Below are 17,116 nucleotides of genomic sequence, written 5' to 3'. Positions count from 1 at the left end.
GAGACTCTGTGGGAGCGAGCTTGCCCGCTCCCACATGGGCTTCATGTAGCAAAAGATCCGCCCTTGACGGTCAAATGAAAACAATTATCAAATGGCGCCTCCTTCGCAGGTGATTGAGGATACTTGGCCCGGCCCGGTCCTGCGAAAAACTTCTTTGAGGAAGCTGCCCGATGCGCCTGAACATCCGCGTTGTTGCGCTCTGTGTCGCACTGTTGGTCAACCAGGGGACCAGCGCGGCTGAATCGCCGCAACGTTGGGTCAGCGCCGGCGGCGCCGTGTCGGAGTGGGTCAGTGTGCTGGGGGGCGAGTCGAAACTGGTGGGTGTGGACACCACCAGCCAGCATCCTGAATCCTTGCGAGCCTTGCCCAGTGTTGGCTATCAGCGACAGCTGTCGGCGGAGGGCGTGCTGAGCCTGCGTCCGCAGATCCTGGTGGGCACCGAGGAAATGGGGCCACCGCCCGTGTTGGCGCAAATTCGCAGCGCCGGTGTGCAGGTCGAACTGTTCTCGGCCACACCAGACTTGCCGGCCCTGCAGGGCAATCTGCGGCACCTGGGACAGTTGCTGGGGGCTGAGGCCGAGGCGGCGCGGTTGTTCGACCTTTATCAAAAGCAACTCATTCAGCAACAGGCCCGGGTGGCCGAGGCCCAGCGCAAGCAAAAGGCCCCTGGTGTATTGCTGTTGGTGGGCAGTTCCGGCGGCAAGCCACTGGTCGCCGGTAAGGGGACTTCGGCTGATTGGCTGTTACAGCAGGCCGGCGGTCATAACTTGGCGACCCACAGCGGCTACAAGTCTTTTTCCGTGGAAACCCTGGCCAGCCTGAATCCGCAAGTGCTGGTCTTTGCTGACCGTGCCTTGAGCGGTGAAGAAGCGCGTGTGGCGCTGTTCAGGGAAAACCCGATTCTTTCCTCGACCCAGGCCGCCAGGGACGGGCGCGTCATTGAGCTTGATCCGACGCTGTTGGTAGGCGGATTGGGCCCGCGGTTGCCACAAAGCCTGGTGATACTGACGGCGGGCTTCTATCCGGCTGCGTCGGCCACGGCGCCATGACCTCGTTGGTCAAGCCACGCACCTTGTTCATTGGCCTGGGCCTGCTGTGTCTGCTGGCAACCTGGCTGTCCCTGGCCCTGGGGCCGGTGAGCTTGCCGTTGCTCGACACCTTGCGCGCCGCCCTGCGCCTGTTGGGCTTGCCGGTGGCGGCCGATGGCCTGGAGCAGGCCGAACTGATCCTCGGCCAGATCCGTTTGCCACGTACCTTGCTGGGGTTGGCGGTGGGCGGGGTGTTGGCGTTGTCCGGTGTGGCGATGCAAGGACTGTTTCGCAACCCACTGGCGGACCCGGGGTTGGTGGGCGTGTCCAGCGGTGCGGCACTGGGTGCCGCGTTCGCCATTGTCGGTGGCTCGGCGCTGGGTGGGTTGCCCGAAGCCTTTGGTCCCTACGTGTTGTCGTTGTGTGCATTCCTTGGCGGGCTCGGCGTTACGGCGCTGGTCTATCGTTTCGGGCGACGCAACGGCCAGACCCATGTCGCGACGATGCTCCTGGCCGGTATTGCCCTGACCGCGCTATCCGGTTCGGCCGTCGGTCTGTTCACCTACCTGGCGGATGACGCGACCCTGCGCACCCTGACGTTCTGGAACCTGGGCAGTCTCAACGGCGCCAGCTATGCGCGGTTGTGGCCGCTGTTGCTGGTCAGTGCCGCAGTGGCGCTCTGGCTGCCACGCCGGGCCAGGGCACTCAATGCGCTGTTGCTAGGGGAGTCCGAGGCTGCCCACCTGGGCGTTAACGTCGAAAGCCTCAAGCGTGAACTGGTGTTTTGTACGGCCTTGGGGGTTGGCGCGGCGGTGGCGGCTGCGGGCATGATCGGCTTCGTCGGGCTGGTAGTGCCGCATCTGGTGCGGCTGGTGGCCGGCCCCGATCACCGGGTGTTGCTGCCTGCTTCGGTGTTGGCGGGCGCAAGCCTGCTATTGTTCGCCGATCTGGTGGCGCGCCTGGCATTGGCCCCTGCGGAATTGCCGATCGGCATTGTCACGGCCTTCATCGGCGCGCCGTTCTTCCTTTATCTATTGGTGCGAGGGCGCGCCTGATGCTGCGAGCGCAGAACCTGCACATTCAACGTGGCCGCAAGACGGTGCTGGCGGACGTCGATCTCGCGCTCAACCCTGGTGAAGTACTCGGAGTGCTTGGGCCCAACGGCGCAGGTAAAAGTACTTTGCTGGCGGGCCTGTGCGGCGAACTGCGCCCGGCCCAAGGGCAGGTCTGGCTCGATGATCGGCCACTGGCCCAGTGGCAGGGGGCGGAGCGCGCCCGGCGCCTGGCAGTCTTGCCGCAGTCCTCGACCCTGGATTTCGCCTTCCGTGTCGAGGAAGTCGTCGGCATGGGGCGCCTGCCGCACCAGAGTGGTCGAGTGCGCGACGAGCAAATCGTCGCCTCGGCGCTGCAAGTGGCAGACGCTGCGCATCTGCACGGTCGCAGTTACCTGGCGTTGTCCGGCGGCGAACGTCAGCGGGTGCATCTGGCGCGGGTGTTGGCGCAGTTGTGGCCAGGTGAAACGGGGCAAACCCTGTTGCTGGATGAGCCGACTTCGATGCTCGATCCGCTGCATCAGCACACCATCCTCCAGGCGGTGCGTGAGTTCGCCAGTCGCGGCGCTGCCGTGTTGGTGATCCTGCATGACCTGAACCTGGCGGCGCGTTACTGTGATCGCCTGTTGCTGCTCGCGTCCGGTCGGCCAGTGGCCCTGGACACGCCCCGGCACGTGCTGCGCCCGGAACCGCTCAAGGCGGTGTTTGGCCTGGACGTGCTGGTGCAAGACCATCCGGAGCGCGGGCATCCATTGATCATTGCCCGCTGAGGGCGCCCTGGAGGATATGGACGTGCGCCTGCTTCTGATTCTGGCATTGAGTGTACTGACGGCGTGTCAGAGCATCACACCGCCTCCACTCGGCGGACGAATCCGTGATTTGCACAATGGCCAGGCCGTGACACCCCAGGCATTGGTCGAACGCTTGGCAATGGCGCCTCGGGTGGTGGTGGGGGAGCGGCACGACAATCGCGATCACCACGCACTGCAGGTCTGGCTGCTCCAGGCCCTGGCCGGGCAGCGGGCCCAGGGCAGCCTGTTGCTGGAAATGCTCACCCCCGCCCAGCAACCACGCGTTGATTCGGTCCGCCAGTTACCCACCTTGCCGAAGGACCTGCCCGGCGCACTGGACTGGTCGCCGGGCTGGGATTGGAGCTTGTATGGCCCCGTCGTCGAGTTTGCCCTGGCGCAACGTTATCCGTTGCTGGCCGCCAATCTGGACGCCGCCGAGATCCAGCGTTTCTATCGACAAGCCCCCAGCTTGATGGGCACTCGCTCCAATGCAGCCACTGTGAAGGACGAGTTGTTGGGGCAAATCCGTGAATCCCACTGCGGTTTGCTGCCCGAGTCGCAAATGCCGGCGATGCTGGCCGTGCAGCAGCAGCGTGACCGGCGCATGGCCGAACGCTTGTTGCAAGCGCCGACACCGGCACTGTTGTTCGCCGGTGCCTGGCATGCGCGCAAGGATGTTGGTGTGCCGATGCATGCGTTGGATCTTGGCGCCAGTGAGGCACCCATCGTCTTGATGCTGGCCGAGGAGGGCAGCGAGGTGACGTTGGCCATGGCGGATTACGTGTGGTACACGCCGGCCGTGCCGCCACAGGATTACTGCGCGCAGATGCGCGAGCACGCCGGGAAGTGATTTTCTACAGGCAAAAAAAGACCCGGCAAAAGCCGGGTCAAATAACCGTGATTAGCCTGATGAGGAGATATCTGAGAGTCCGAACCAAGGGCTGTTCAAATATCGACCAGTCTCGCGACCGGATGTGCTAATCATAGCGATTCTCATTACCATGTCAAACATTGTTTTACGATTCACCGAAATAACCGCGCGACCAGGGTTCGCGCTGGAAACGAAAGGGGCGTCAGGTCTTATGGCGCATTGAAATGGCGTCCAGCTGTTTATTCAGGGCTTCTTTGCGCTCGGCGGGGATGTCATTCCAATGCACATCCATCAACGCGCCCTCGATGGCGTACAGCAACACCTTGGAGGCCCGGAAGCCCCGAGTGCGTACGGCGCGATAGGCGTCCACCGCGCCAAGCCGGCGTAGATCCGAGGCACTGTGAATGCCCACGGCGTGCAGCCACTGGGCTGATGTCTTGCCCAGATTTTTCAGATGTTGCAGTTCATCATTCATCGAGCCTCCTTGCGAATGGCCGATTGGTGCAGTGGGCAAGCTTCTGAGCAGTGTAGCGGTCAGTAGGAAAAGCGTGATTGTTTGGTCGGATTCGACGCAAAAGCTTCTAATGCATTACGCACGATGGGGTGGGAAAAGGCTGCAAACTACATGCTCCAGCGCAAGCGGGGGCGCTGGAGGTCCGTTTCAGTCTGTGGCAGTTCCGCCTGCTGGCCGACCCGCTTCAAACAGGTTCAGCGAGTGCGGTAGCGCAACCGGGTGCCGAAGTTCATCGACATCAGGATCTCGTCCGCAGACAGCTCTGGCGGGAAGTAGGCGCCGGATATCTGCGCATGGGCCAGGCTCGCGCCTTCCAGTGACGACTTGCGAAAATCGATGCCGCGCAAATCGGCGGAGCGGAAATAGGCGTCGCTGAAGTCAATGTCGTCCGCGTTCAGTTCCCGCAGATCAAGCCCTCGAAAATCGCCGCCGCGCATGTCGACCGGACCTTGTGGGCGTTCGCTGTTGAACCCGGCGATATCATCTTTGCGCAGCAAGGCATAAAGCGGGGTAGTGAGAAGTTTGGGAAGGCTCATTTCATATCACCTGTTGGTTTTATGACGCCAGTATAGTGCCACTATTTGGCGGCCGTGAAGCCGGACATCGCTTCACGGCCGAAATAGTGATCTAGAGGCCTGGCAGGCGCTGGCGGATCTGCGCGACCACGACGTCGAGCGTACCGCTTTCGTTGGTTTGGACCCGTTTGCTGCAGAGAATTTCCGCCGGGGTCAGGGCTTCACGGCTGGCCTGTTGGGCGGCAATGACCGCCAGATTCGCATCGGAGGGGTCTTTCTGGTCGGCCTGACGTTGTGCCAGGCGACTTTCGATGACCGCTTGCGGCGCATTGCAGTCGAGGATCAGGAACGGAGCACCGGTGGCTTCGGCGATTTTCGCTGCTGCGTCGCGTTGATCGCGCTTGAGGTAAGTGGCATCGATCACCACCGGGAATCCGGCGCGCAGGATCACCGCGGCGATTTCATGCAGGCGGGCGTAGGTAGCGCTGCTGGCGTCGCTGCTGTAAATGCCGGCCTGTGGATCGTTGGGTACTTGTTGCTGGCCGAACAGCCGCTTGCGCTCCACGTCCGAGCGCAGGCGAATGGCGCCCAGCGCCTCTACCAGGCGCATCGCGACATGGCTTTTGCCGACGGCCGAAACACCGTGGGTGAGGGCCAGGAAAGGCGAAGGAATGGTGCTGTAGCTTTCGGCCAGGTTGGCGTAGTTGCGGTACTGGCGCAGGGTGGTGGCGCGCTGTACCGGATCGGCTTCGGCCGGCATGCTGAACAGCGCGACTTTGGCCCGGACCAGGGCACGATAGGCTTTATAGAAGTTCAGCAGCTCCAGGCCCTGATAGTCACCGGTCAGTTCCAGGTACTGGCTGACGAAGCGCCGTGCCAGCGATTTCAGACCGCGGTCCTCCAGGTCCATCGCCAGGAACGCGGTGTCGGCATAGACGTCGGTGAAGCGGAACGGCTCGTTGAACTCGATGCAGTCGAAAATCACCACCTTGCCGTCGATCACGGTGGCGTTGCCCAGGTGGATATCACCGTGGCATTCGCGGATGAAGCCTTCGGCCTTGCGTTGGGTGAACAGCGGCTTGAGGCGTTCGAAACTGCTTTCGGCCCAGGCTTGCAGGGCTTCGAGTTGCAACAGGTCGGCCTTGTCGTTGAGGAACGGGCGGATCTGTTCAAAGTTCTGCAGCACCGGTGCCATCACGCTTTGCGGGGTGCCGGCGTCGTTTTCGGCGGGCACCTTGGGCGTGGCGAGGTGGAATTGGGCGATCTGCGCGGCCATCTCGTCGATGTGCGCGGTGGTCAGTTCGCCGTTGGCTTGCAGCGTGCTGAGCAGCTCGCTCTGCGGGAACTGACGCATCTTCAGGGCGTACTCGATGGCCGGGCCGTCGCCACCCAGCTGCGGCGCTTCGGCGCTGCCGGTAATTGGCAGGACGTCCAGGTACAGGTCCTGGGTCAGGCGCTGGTTGAGGCGCAACTCCTCACCACAGAAGTGCTTGCGCGCCTCGAGGCTGGTGAAGTCGAGGAAGCCGAAGTTGACCGGTTTTTTGAATTTGTAGGCGTATGGCCCAGTGAGCAATACCCAGGAAATGTGGGTCTCGATGACCTGGAACCCTTCGACGGGATGCGGGTAGAGGGCCGGGTTTTGCAGGGCAGCGATCAGGGATTGGCTCACGGGCGGTCCTTCATAGACTGGAAAAATTCAGGCCGTCATTATGGCCGCAAGCCGCGCTAACGCAAACCGCGTGGAGGGCTCATGTTGAACCCCGACAAAGTGCGTATAATCCGCCGCCATGACTCGTACCCGATCCCCCCGTACCCCCAAGAAACCACCCGCCAGCCGCCTGCGGCCCTGGCTGGGCTGGGCCCTTAAACTCAGCCTGGTGGGCCTCGTCGTGCTCGCCGGTTTTGCGGTCTATCTCGATGCCGTGGTCCAGGAGAAGTTCTCCGGCAAGCGCTGGACCATTCCGGCCAAGGTCTATGCCCGGCCGTTGGAGCTGTTCGTCGGACAAAAGCTGAGCAAGGATGATTTCCTGACCGAGCTCGATGCCTTGGGTTATCGCCGTGAAAGCGTGGCCAATGGTCCGGGCGCGGCCTCGGTCAATGGCAATACCATCGACCTCAATACCCGTGGCTTCCAGTTCTATGAGGGCATGGAGCAGGCACAACCGGTGCGGGTGCGTTTTTCCGGCGATTATGTCGCTGCGCTGACCGGGGCCAAAAACGCAAGCCTGTCGGTGGTGCGTCTTGAGCCGCTGCTCATTGGTGGCCTGTACCCCAAGAACCTCGAAGATCGGATCCTGATCAAGATCGACCAGGTGCCGCCGTTCCTGCTCGATACGCTGATCGCCGTCGAAGACCGCGACTTCTACCATCACTTCGGCGTCTCGCCCAAGTCGATTGCCCGGGCCGTCTGGGTCAATACCTCCTCGGGCCACATGCGCCAGGGCGGCAGCACGCTGACCCAACAGTTGGTCAAGAACTTCTACCTGACCAACGAACGCAGCCTGACCCGCAAGCTCACCGAAGCCATGATGGCGTTGTTGCTGGAGCTGCACTACGACAAGCAGGAGATCCTGGAGGCGTACCTCAACGAGGTATTTATCGGCCAGGACGGTCAACGGGCGGTGCACGGTTTCGGCCTCGCCAGCCAGTTCTTCTTCAGCCAGCCGCTGTCCGAGCTCAAGTTGCATCAGGTGGCGTTGTTGGTGGGCATGGTCAAGGGACCGTCTTCCTATAACCCGCGTCGTAATCCGGAACGCGCCCTCGAGCGGCGCAACCTGGTGCTCGACCTGCTGCAACAACAGGGTGTGGCGACGGCCGAGCAAGTCGAAGCGGCGAAAAAGATGCCGTTAGGCGTGACCAAGCGTGGCAGCCTGGCAGACAGTTCGTTCCCCGGTTTCATGGACCTGGTCAAGCGTCAGTTGCGGGAAGACTACCGCGACGAAGACTTGACCGAAGAAGGCCTGCGTATCTTCACCAGTTTCGACCCGATCCTGCAGATGAAGGCCGAAGCCTCGGTCGAGGACACCTTCAAGCGACTGGGTGGGCGCAAGGGCGCCGACGAAGTCGAAGCGGCCATGGTGGTGACCAACCCGGAAACCGGCGAAGTCCAGGCCATGATCGGCAGCCGGCAGGCCAGTTTCGCCGGTTTCAACCGGGCGCTGGATGCGGTGCGCCCGATTGGCTCGCTGATCAAGCCAGCGGTGTACCTCACCGCCCTGGAAAAGCCGAGCCAATACACGTTGACCAGTTGGCTGTCGGACGAGACGTTCTCGGTCAAGGGGGCCGATGGCCAGGTCTGGAAACCGCAGAACTATGATCGACGCTCCCACGGCACGGTGTTCCTGTACCAGGGGCTGGCGCATTCCTACAACCTGTCGACGGCTCGCCTCGGACTTGAGGTCGGCGTCCCGAACGTACTCAAGACCTTGGCGCGCCTGGGGGTGAGTCGCGAATTCCCGGCGTTCCCGTCGATGTTGTTGGGAGCCGGTGGCCTTACGCCGATCGAAGTGGCGGCCATGTACCAGACGCTGGCCAACGGCGGTTTCAATACGCCGATGCGCGGGATCCGCAGTGTGCTGACCGCCGATGGCGAGCCGCTCAAGCGTTATCCGTTCCAGATTCAGCAGCGTTTCGATCCGGCCTCCATTTACCTGATCCAGAGCGCGATGCAGCGGGTCATGCGTGAAGGCACCGGCAGTTCGGTCTATAACGTGCTGCCCCGGACCCTGACCCTGGCGGGCAAGACCGGTACCAGTAACGACTCGCGCGACAGTTGGTTCGCCGGCTTCAGCCAGGACCTGCTGGCGGTGGTCTGGCTCGGACGTGATGACAACGGCAAGACCCCATTCACCGGTGCCACCGGTGCGCTGCAGGTCTGGACCAGTTTCATGCGCAAGGCCGACCCGCTGCCGCTGGACATGCCGCAACCGGACAACATCGTCCAGGCGTGGGTCGATTCGCGCACGGGGCAAGGCTCCGATGCCAATTGCCCGGGCGCTGTGCAGATGCCGTATATTCGCGGCAGCGAACCGCCACCTGGTGCTGCCTGTGGCGGCACGAATCCCGCCGAATCGGTGATGGATTGGGTCAAGGACTGGATGAATTAAGCAAAGAGGGTTTCAAGTGAACAAGTGGTTGATTCCAGCGGTAACAGCCGTGGCTTTGCTCAGTGGTTGTTCTACCGTACAACGTGGTTCGATTCCGGTCGTTGACTCCGGCACCGCTGTTTCCAACAGTGAGCGGGTCTCGGCCAACGGCGGTTTCCGTCAGACGACAGTGAAGCGGCCGGCGCAGGGCCAGGTCCAGGCAATCCCGCAGGGCGACACCGGTGTCGTCGTGATGGTGCCAGGTGGCGGCGCGACGACCTCGGCGCCGATCAGCAGCACGCCGATCACGCCGGGCCCGATCACCCCCGGGCCAATCGAAACCTCGCCGATCGATCAGGGCAGCTACAGCATGCCTTCGACGCCGAGCAGCATTCCGTCGGCAGGAGCCGGTGGTCTGTCCGCCGATGAGCAGCTCGACGGTCCGGTCCTGGCCCTGCTGACCACCGCGCAACAGCAACAGGCCGGCGGTGACCTCAACGGTGCGTCCTCCAGCCTGGAGCGCGCCCAGCGTGTCGCGCCGCGCGAACCCCAGGTGCTTTATCGCCTGGCCCAGGTGCGCATGGCCCAGGGCGACGCACCGCAAGCCGAACAGCTGGCCCGTCGTGGCCTGACATTCTCCAGTGGTCGTCCGGCACTTCAGGCCAGCCTGTGGGAATTGATCGCCCAGGCCCGTGAGAAACAGGGCGATTCCGCTGGCGCGGCATTGGCCCGTCAGAAGGCCAAGGTTTCGCTCTGATGGATACGCGTTTTCCTCGGATCGCCGATCAGTTGCTGTTGATTGAGCGGGAACTGCGGGTCCAGGGCTGGTGGAGCGATGTGTCGCCTTCGGCGCAGGCGCTGGCCAGCGTCGAGCCGTTCGCGGTCGACACCCTGGACTTCGAGCAATGGCTGCAATGGATCTTCCTGCCCAGGATGAAAACTATCCTGGAAAACGACCTGCCGCTGCCCAACGCCTCGGGCATCCTTGCCATGGCCGAGATGGTCTATGCCCAGCGGCCAGGGCAGGGCATCGAGTTGCAGCGGCTGCTGGCGCAGTTCGATCAGTTGATCAGCAACGCCGGCTGACCGGCGTTACTGACAGTTCTCCTCGATTTGCTTGCGGGTCTCGTCGATCCGCAGGCGCCGCTCCTCATCGGTGAGGCGGCGCATTTCCCCCTCCACGTCTTCACGTACCCTGGGATTGTTCTGCAATTGCGCCAGGTTGGTCCGCGCCTGTTCGCAGAACGCCTTTAGTTGGGCTTCCTGCTCGGCAATCTGTTTCTTGACCTGTTGGTCGATGGCCTTTTGGTCGCCAATGACTCCGCCAGACGGCGGTGCCGCCGGTTTGGCGGGCGGCGGGGCGGACTTGATCACCGTCGTGGCCTCCGTGCCTTCCGGCGGCTGGGCGCCGAAGTGGGTAACGCCCTGGGCGTCCACCCATTTGTAGACCTGACCGGCCATGCACATCGGGCTCAGGCCAACCAGCAGGCTGGCCGTCAAGAAGATCATTCGCATGCTGTTTCCTTGTCATGGGTTGCGCAATTGAAGCTAACACAGTTGCCGTTTAAAGGTTTTTTCTTGCGTTCTCATGCGCTTACTTCGAATAAAACACATAGACGACTTGACTTGAAGGAGGCGAAACAGAAGAATCCAAAGTCCGCTGTAGAGGGACTGCCAGAAGCAGACCCACTCAGCAGATCATGAGGCGCACATCCGCGCCGACCTGTTACACCCGCAACGCGTTACCTCGCGCTGGGTGGGAAAGGCCCGCAACACTTGGGACGATCCCAATACTTGCTCAGTCAGTGCTGACGTAGTCGGCGACCACCGTCGCTCATGCTCTGCCGAGAAGTAAACCTATTAAGACCCGTCCCTTTCTTGTGGGTCGGTATTCTGGCGTTTTAGAGGTGAACAACGTGGAGCTTTTATCTGGCGGTGAGATGCTCGTCCGCTTTTTGCGTGACGAAGGCGTCAAATATATCTACGGGTACCCCGGTGGTGCTCTTCTTCATGTCTATGATGCCCTGTTCAAAGAACCGGAAGTGACCCACATCCTGGTTCGTCACGAGCAGGCGGCCACCCATATGGCTGACGGCTATGCCCGTGCCACCGGCAAGGCCGGCGTGGTACTGGTGACTTCCGGTCCAGGCGCCACGAACGCCATCACCGGTATCGCTACCGCGTACATGGACTCCATCCCGATGGTGATCATTTCCGGCCAGGTGCCCAGCACCATGGTGGGGACCGATGCATTCCAGGAAACCGACATGATCGGTATCTCCCGGCCGATCGTGAAGCACAGCTTCATGATCAAGCACGCATCGGAAATCCCGGAAGTCATGAAGAAGGCCTTCTACCTGGCTGAATCCGGTCGTCCTGGCCCGGTTGTGGTCGATGTCCCGAAAGACATGACCAACCCGGCCGAGAAGTTCGAATACATCTTCCCGAAAAAAGCCAAGCTGCGTTCCTACAGCCCGGCCGTACGCGGCCACTCCGGACAAATCCGCAAGGCAGCCGAAATGCTCCTGGCGGCCAAGCGCCCGGTGCTGTACTCCGGTGGTGGCGTGATCCTCGGCGGTGGCTCCGCGCCGCTGACTGAACTGGCAAAAATGCTCAACCTGCCGGTCACCAATACGCTGATGGGCCTGGGCGCGTTCCCTGGCACCGACCGTCAGTTCATCGGTATGCTCGGCATGCACGGCAGCTACACCGCCAACCTGGCGATGCACCACGCCGATGTCATCCTGGCGGTTGGCGCGCGTTTCGACGACCGCGTTATCAACGGGCCGGCGAAATTCTGCCCGAACGCCAAGATCATCCACATCGACATCGACCCGGCGTCCATCTCCAAGACCATCAAGGCAGACGTGCCGATTGTCGGTCCTGTAGAGAGCGTGCTGACCGAAATGGTCGCCATCCTCAAGGAAATCGGCGAGGTTCCAAACAAGGAGTCCGTGGCCAGCTGGTGGAAGCAGGTCGATGAATGGCGCGGCGATCGTGGCCTGTTCCCTTATGACAAGGGTGACGGCAGTGTGATCAAGCCGCAGACCGTGATCGAAACCCTGTGCGAAGTGACCAAGGGCGATGCCTTTGTGACCTCCGACGTGGGCCAGCACCAGATGTTCGCTGCGCAGTACTACAAGTTCGACAAGCCCAATCGCTGGATCAACTCCGGCGGCCTGGGCACCATGGGCTTCGGTTTCCCGGCGGCCATGGGCATCAAGTTGAGCTTTCCAGAGGCTGATGTCGCCTGCGTCACCGGCGAGGGCAGCATCCAGATGAACATCCAGGAACTGTCCACCTGCCTGCAATACGGTTTGCCGGTGAAGATCGTGATCCTGAACAACGGCGTGTTGGGGATGGTTCGCCAGTGGCAGGACATGAGCTACGGCAGCCGTCACTCGCACTCGTACATGGAATCGTTGCCTGATTTCGTCAAGCTGGCAGAGGCCTACGGTCACGTTGGCGTGCGCATCACCGAATCGAAGGATTTGAAGTCGAAGATGGAGGAAGCGTTCGCCATGAAGGATCGCCTGGTGGTGATCGATATTGCGGTCGACACCAGCGAGCACGTCTACCCGATGCAGATCAAAGACGGCTCCATGCGCGATATGTGGCTGAGCAAGACGGAGCGTACCTAATCATGCGACACATTATTTCCTTGCTTCTGGAAAACGAACCGGGTGCGCTGTCTCGTGTTGTAGGCCTGTTCTCGCAGCGCAACTACAACATTGAAAGCCTGACCGTGGCGCCAACCGAAGACCCGACCCTGTCGCGTCTGACGCTGACCACCGTGGGGCACGATGAAATCATCGAGCAGATCACCAAGAACCTGAACAAGCTGATCGAGGTGGTCAAGCTGGTGGACCTGTCGGAAAGCGCTCACATCGAGCGTGAACTGATGCTGGTCAAGGTCAAGGCCACCGGCGCCCAGCGCGCCGAGATCAAGCGTACTACCGATATTTATCGTGGGCAGATCGTCGATGTCAGCGCCAGCGTCTATACCGTTCAGTTGACCGGTACCAGCGACAAGCTCGACAGCTTCATTCAATCGATCGGCACTGCCTCGATTCTGGAAACCGTACGCAGTGGCGTCACCGGGATTGCCCGTGGCGACAAAGTACTGAGCATCTAAACCAAATTAGCGAATGGCCTGAGCGGCCGGATATAGGGGAAATTCATGAAAGTTTTCTACGATAAAGACTGCGACCTGTCGATCATCCAGGGCAAGAAAGTCGCCATCATCGGCTACGGTTCCCAAGGTCACGCCCAGGCGTGCAACCTGAAAGATTCCGGCGTTGACGTGACTGTCGGCCTGCGCAAAGGCTCGGCCACCGTAGCCAAGGCAGAAGCCCATGGCCTGAAAGTGGCTGACGTGGCTTCCGCCGTTGCCGCTGCCGACCTGGTCATGATCCTGACGCCGGACGAGTTCCAGGGCGCCCTGTATCGCGACGAAATCGAACCGAACATCAAGAAAGGCGCGACCCTGGCCTTCTCCCACGGTTTCTCGATCCATTACAACCAGGTCGTGCCGCGTGCCGACCTCGACGTGATCATGATCGCGCCGAAGGCTCCGGGCCACACCGTGCGTTCCGAGTTCGTGAAAGGCGGCGGTATCCCTGACCTGATCGCGATCTACCAGGACGCTTCGGGCAATGCCAAGAACGTGGCTCTGTCCTACGCCGCTGGCGTGGGTGGCGGTCGTACCGGCATCATCGAAACCACGTTCAAGGACGAGACCGAAACCGACCTGTTCGGCGAGCAAGCCGTTCTGTGTGGCGGTACCGTCGAACTGGTCAAGGCCGGTTTCGAAACCCTGGTCGAAGCGGGCTACGCGCCAGAAATGGCTTACTTCGAGTGCCTGCACGAACTGAAGCTGATCGTTGACCTCATGTACGAAGGCGGTATCGCCAACATGAACTACTCGATCTCCAACAACGCCGAGTACGGCGAGTACGTGACCGGTCCGGAAGTGATCAACGCCGAATCCCGTCAGGCCATGCGCAACGCCCTGAAACGTATCCAGGACGGCGAATACGCCAAGATGTTCATCAGCGAAGGCGCCACCGGCTATCCTTCGATGACCGCCAAGCGTCGCAACAACGCTGCGCACGGTATCGAAATCATCGGCGAGCAACTGCGTTCGATGATGCCGTGGATCAGCGCCAACAAGATCGTCGACAAAGCCAAGAACTAAGTCGCGAACTTGAGTCGAAAAACGCGGCCTTGGCCGCGTTTTTTCGTTTGGGCGGTGGCTTCTGGTATAAAGCTGCATCGTTTGCGGCCGAACCGTCGTCCCAGACATCTGTCGAATTTTTTCACACCGTTGCAAGGTATTGTCCATGAGCGAACGTCCCGACGAGCCAAACCAGGCTCCTGACGCCGAAAGCCTGCTACCCATCGATGAACACGTCGAAGAAGGCCATGACGCTGAAGGCCGTAAGGTCCGGCATCGTGGCATCTATCTATTGCCGAACCTGTTCACCACCGCGAACCTGTTCGCCGGTTTCTATTCCATCATCAACTCCATGAGTGCCCAGGCTGCCTTGAGCGCTGGGGATGGCGCAGGGGCGAGCCGTTACTTCGCGTTCGCCGCCATTGCGATCTTCGTCGCCATGGTGCTCGATGGTCTGGACGGGCGCGTGGCCCGCATGACCAATACCCAGAGTGCGTTTGGCGCTGAGTATGATTCACTGTCCGACATGGTCGCCTTTGGCGTGGCTCCCGCCTTGCTGGCGTTCGGCTGGGCGCTGGGAGACATGGGCAAGGTCGGCTGGATGGTTGCCTTTATCTATGTGGCGGGGGCGGCGTTGCGCCTGGCGCGTTTCAACACCCAGGTTGGCAAGGCTGACAAACGTTACTTCATCGGCCTGGCCAGTCCGGCCGCGGCGGGTGTCGTGGCAGGTGTCGTCTGGGCATTCAGCGACTACGGCATCCAGGGGTCGAAAATGTCGTTCCTGGTGGCGTTGCTGGTTGCGGCGGCCGGGATGTTGATGGTCAGCAACATCAAATACAACAGCTTCAAGGAGCTCGACCTGAAGGGGCGTGTGCCGTTCGTGGCGATTCTGGCGGTGGTGTTGGTGTTCGCAGTGGTGTTCAGTGATCCACCGCGTATCCTGTTGTTGGTGTTCCTGGGCTATGCCGCCTCCGGACCGGTGCAATACTTGTTGCGTCTTCGCCGACGCTAAACGTTGCCTTAATGTAATTTCCCCCATACTCCGCAGTCTATTGGTGCACCTGCCCTCCAATACTGCGGAGTTGTCATGCTGATCAAGATCCCCAAGTCGTCCGACTGCCGTGAATCGGACGTCACGCCCGAATCCCTCTATCTATCCCGTCGGCAAATGCTCGGTGCGTCCCTGGCTGGTCTCGCCGTCAGCAGCTTGCCTCAATGGGCCAGTGCTGCCGATGCGGCGCGTTACGCCGATGTCGAGCCCGGCAAGGCACCGTCCTGGTTTGCCGAGAAACTGCCCTCGGTCCAATGGGGCGTGGTCACGGTCAAGAATGAACCCATCACGCCGTTCAAGGACGCAACCCATTACAACAACTTCTATGAGTTCGGAACTGACAAGGGAGACCCGGCAGCCAATGCTGGATCGTTGAAGACCGAGCCCTGGAGCGTGGTCGTGGACGGGGAGGTGGGCAAGCCGGGACGCTACGGGTTGGAAGACTTCATGAAGCCTTATCAACTGGAAGAGCGCATCTATCGATTGCGCTGTGTCGAGGCTTGGTCGATGGTCATTCCGTGGATTGGCTTCCCCATCTCTGCCTTGCTCAAGCAGGTCGAACCGACCTCCAAGGCCAAGTACATCCGTTTCGAAACCCTGCAGGATCCCAAGGTCATGCCGGGGCAGCGTTCAGGTTTCGCCTTGATCGACTGGCCGTATGTCGAAGGCTTGCGATTGGATGAGGCCATGAACCCGTTGGCCATTCTGGCGGTGGGAATGTACGGGCGGGAGTTGCCGAACCAGAACGGCGCGCCGCTGCGGTTGGTGGTCCCATGGAAATACGGTTTCAAAAGTGTGAAGTCCATCGTGCGTATCAGTCTGGTGAGTGAGCAGCCGAAGACGACTTGGCAGAGCATTGCGTCTGACGAATACGGTTTTTATGCCAACGTCAATCCGACGGTCGATCACCCGCGGTGGACCCAGGCGCATGAGCGTCGTTTACCGAGCGGGCTATTCAGTCCCAATGTCCGCGATACGTTGATGTTCAACGGCTATCAGGATGAAGTCGCTTCTTTATATGCAGGGATGGACCTGAGGAAGGACTACTGATGCGTTTTCCAGTCTGGCGAGTCGGCGTCTTCATCGCGGCGGCGATCTGGCCCTTGTTCTGGCTTTACGAGGCCTTGATGAACTCGCTGGGTCCTGACCCGGGCAAGGTGCTGGTGGATCGGCTCGGGTTGGGCACGTTGATCCTGTTGTTGATCACCTTGAGCATGACGCCGCTGCAAAAGCTGACGGGATGGGCGGGGTGGATTGCGGTCAGGCGGCAGTTGGGGTTGTGGTGCTTTACTTATGTGGTGCTGCATTTGAGTGGGTATGCGGCGTTCATATTGGGGTTCGACTGGTCGCAGTTGGGCGTCGAGTTGAGCAAGCGGCCTTACATTATCGTCGGGGCACTTGGGTTTCTCGGCCTTCTGGCGTTGGCGGTCACATCCAATCGCTACAGTCAGCGGCGGCTTGGCATGCGTTGGAAGAAATTGCATCGCCTGGTTTATCTGATCCTGGGGCTTGGGTTGCTGCATATGCTGTGGATCGTGCGGGCAGATCTGAAGGAGTGGGCGATATACGCGTTTATAGGGGCTGTACTGTTGATGCTAAGAGTCCCGCCGGTTATGCGCCGGATCCCGCGTTTGCGGGGTAGGAAAGTCTCTTCTGCAACAAAAGCGTAATTAAGGGTTGACGGCAGATTCTGGAAGTCTATAATTCGCCCCACTTCCGGCGCAGTCGAAACGGAAAACTTCTTGAGATTCAATGAGTTAAGTAGGTTTCGAAGGTGCGGGGCTTCAGTTTATCGAAGCCCGGAAGGAGCAGGTGGAGCGGTGTTGTTTGGCTCTATCGGCGGTTCGATCTTCTCGGTCGAAAGCGGTGAAAAAGAGGTGTTGACAGCAGCGAGTAACGCTGTAGAATTCGCCTCCCGCTAACGAGAGATCGGAAGCGCAAGTGGTTGAAGTTGAAAAGGAAACTTTGAAAACTTCTGAAAATAACCGCTTGACAGATGCACGGGGCGCTGTAGAATGCGCGCCTCGGTTGAG

The 17,116-nt window shown here is 60.7% G+C and carries 17 protein-coding genes; 13 read left to right on the top strand and 4 right to left on the bottom strand.

The window, feature by feature from the left end; all coding sequences use genetic code 11:
- Positions 1-170: 170 nt before the first annotated feature.
- From BM300_RS25360 to BM300_RS25345, 4 genes are read left to right on the top strand one after another with little or no spacing between them, the layout of a single operon-like run.
- Entirely contained in the window at positions 171-1,049 is an 879-nt protein-coding gene (locus tag BM300_RS25360) for a heme/hemin ABC transporter substrate-binding protein (RefSeq protein ID WP_092150455.1), read from the top strand.
- 50 nt (positions 1,050-1,099) lie between these two features.
- The gene (locus tag BM300_RS25355) at positions 1,100-2,083 is read left to right on the top strand and encodes a FecCD family ABC transporter permease (protein WP_170862105.1); all 984 of its coding nucleotides are present in this window, start codon (positions 1,100-1,102) and stop codon (positions 2,081-2,083) included.
- Positions 2,083-2,850, top strand: a complete 768-nt coding sequence (locus tag BM300_RS25350; protein ID WP_072346063.1) for a heme ABC transporter ATP-binding protein — start codon at positions 2,083-2,085, stop codon at positions 2,848-2,850. The genes BM300_RS25355 and BM300_RS25350 overlap by 1 nt, the downstream gene beginning before the upstream one ends.
- A 16-nt stretch (positions 2,851-2,866) precedes the next feature.
- Positions 2,867-3,721 (top strand): ChaN family lipoprotein, encoded by an 855-nt coding sequence (locus tag BM300_RS25345; protein ID WP_092348438.1) that lies wholly within the window; start codon positions 2,867-2,869, stop codon positions 3,719-3,721.
- A 223-nt stretch (positions 3,722-3,944) separates the two neighbouring features.
- Here BM300_RS25345 and BM300_RS25340 read toward each other — a convergent pair whose 3' ends face one another.
- The 3 genes from BM300_RS25340 to BM300_RS25330 all read right to left on the bottom strand — a co-directional run bounded on the left by BM300_RS25340 (position 3,945) and on the right by BM300_RS25330 (position 6,440).
- A complete protein-coding gene (locus BM300_RS25340; RefSeq protein ID WP_063324352.1) occupies positions 3,945-4,217 on the bottom strand; it encodes a TfoX/Sxy family protein in 273 nt (90 codons plus the stop codon).
- 233 nt (positions 4,218-4,450) lie between these two features.
- Complete coding sequence (locus BM300_RS25335; RefSeq protein ID WP_092150467.1) at positions 4,451-4,792, bottom strand: pentapeptide repeat-containing protein; 342 nt, start codon at positions 4,790-4,792, stop codon at positions 4,451-4,453.
- A gap of 91 nt (positions 4,793-4,883) precedes the next feature.
- Positions 4,884-6,440 (bottom strand): bifunctional aminoglycoside phosphotransferase/ATP-binding protein, encoded by a 1,557-nt coding sequence (locus BM300_RS25330; RefSeq protein WP_092348441.1) that lies wholly within the window; start codon positions 6,438-6,440, stop codon positions 4,884-4,886.
- 118 nt (positions 6,441-6,558) lie between these two features.
- On the opposite strand from BM300_RS25330, the gene mrcB reads away from it, so the two are divergent.
- The 3 genes from mrcB to BM300_RS25315 are packed head-to-tail and all read left to right on the top strand — an operon-like array spanning position 6,559 to position 9,942.
- Complete coding sequence (gene mrcB / locus BM300_RS25325; protein ID WP_092225323.1) at positions 6,559-8,877, top strand: penicillin-binding protein 1B; 2,319 nt, start codon at positions 6,559-6,561, stop codon at positions 8,875-8,877.
- A 16-nt stretch (positions 8,878-8,893) separates the two neighbouring features.
- A complete protein-coding gene (locus tag BM300_RS25320) occupies positions 8,894-9,613 on the top strand; it encodes a tetratricopeptide repeat protein (RefSeq protein ID WP_003205617.1) in 720 nt (239 codons plus the stop codon).
- Positions 9,613-9,942 (top strand): YqcC family protein, encoded by a 330-nt coding sequence (locus BM300_RS25315; RefSeq protein WP_072346057.1) that lies wholly within the window; start codon positions 9,613-9,615, stop codon positions 9,940-9,942. The genes BM300_RS25320 and BM300_RS25315 overlap by 1 nt, the downstream gene beginning before the upstream one ends.
- 6 nt (positions 9,943-9,948) lie before the next feature.
- Here BM300_RS25315 and BM300_RS25310 read toward each other — a convergent pair whose 3' ends face one another.
- The gene (locus tag BM300_RS25310; RefSeq protein ID WP_024618735.1) at positions 9,949-10,371 is read right to left on the bottom strand and encodes a DUF4124 domain-containing protein; all 423 of its coding nucleotides are present in this window, start codon (positions 10,369-10,371) and stop codon (positions 9,949-9,951) included.
- Positions 10,372-10,772: 401 nt separating this feature from the next.
- Between BM300_RS25310 and BM300_RS25305 the strand changes: the two genes are divergently transcribed.
- From BM300_RS25305 to msrQ, 6 genes are all read left to right on the top strand, one after another.
- Positions 10,773-12,497: an acetolactate synthase 3 large subunit gene (locus tag BM300_RS25305; protein ID WP_003205612.1), complete on the top strand. Its 1,725-nt coding sequence runs from the start codon at positions 10,773-10,775 to the stop codon at positions 12,495-12,497.
- 2 nt (positions 12,498-12,499) lie between these two features.
- Positions 12,500-12,991: an acetolactate synthase small subunit gene (gene ilvN, locus BM300_RS25300; RefSeq protein WP_003205610.1), complete on the top strand. Its 492-nt coding sequence runs from the start codon at positions 12,500-12,502 to the stop codon at positions 12,989-12,991.
- 45 nt (positions 12,992-13,036) lie between these two features.
- Positions 13,037-14,053 carry a ketol-acid reductoisomerase gene (gene ilvC, locus BM300_RS25295; protein ID WP_024779611.1) on the top strand — a complete coding sequence of 339 codons (1,017 nt, stop codon included), beginning with the start codon at positions 13,037-13,039 and terminating at the stop codon, positions 14,051-14,053.
- 145 nt (positions 14,054-14,198) lie between these two features.
- Complete coding sequence (gene pssA / locus BM300_RS25290) at positions 14,199-15,044, top strand: CDP-diacylglycerol--serine O-phosphatidyltransferase (protein ID WP_063324359.1); 846 nt, start codon at positions 14,199-14,201, stop codon at positions 15,042-15,044.
- 75 nt (positions 15,045-15,119) lie between these two features.
- Positions 15,120-16,133: a protein-methionine-sulfoxide reductase catalytic subunit MsrP gene (gene msrP, locus BM300_RS25285; protein ID WP_092464300.1), complete on the top strand. Its 1,014-nt coding sequence runs from the start codon at positions 15,120-15,122 to the stop codon at positions 16,131-16,133.
- Entirely contained in the window at positions 16,133-16,753 is a 621-nt protein-coding gene (gene msrQ / locus BM300_RS25280) for a protein-methionine-sulfoxide reductase heme-binding subunit MsrQ (RefSeq protein ID WP_092464298.1), read from the top strand. Before msrP ends, msrQ begins: the two co-directional genes overlap by 1 nt.
- Positions 16,754-17,116 lie beyond the last annotated feature (363 nt).

The organism is Pseudomonas sp. NFACC46-3 (assembly GCF_900114515.1).
Classification (GTDB): Bacteria; Pseudomonadota; Gammaproteobacteria; order Pseudomonadales; family Pseudomonadaceae; genus Aquipseudomonas; species Aquipseudomonas fluorescens_Q.
Note: the sequence above shows the minus strand (reverse complement) of the source record. Positions and strands in the feature narration are given on the sequence as shown.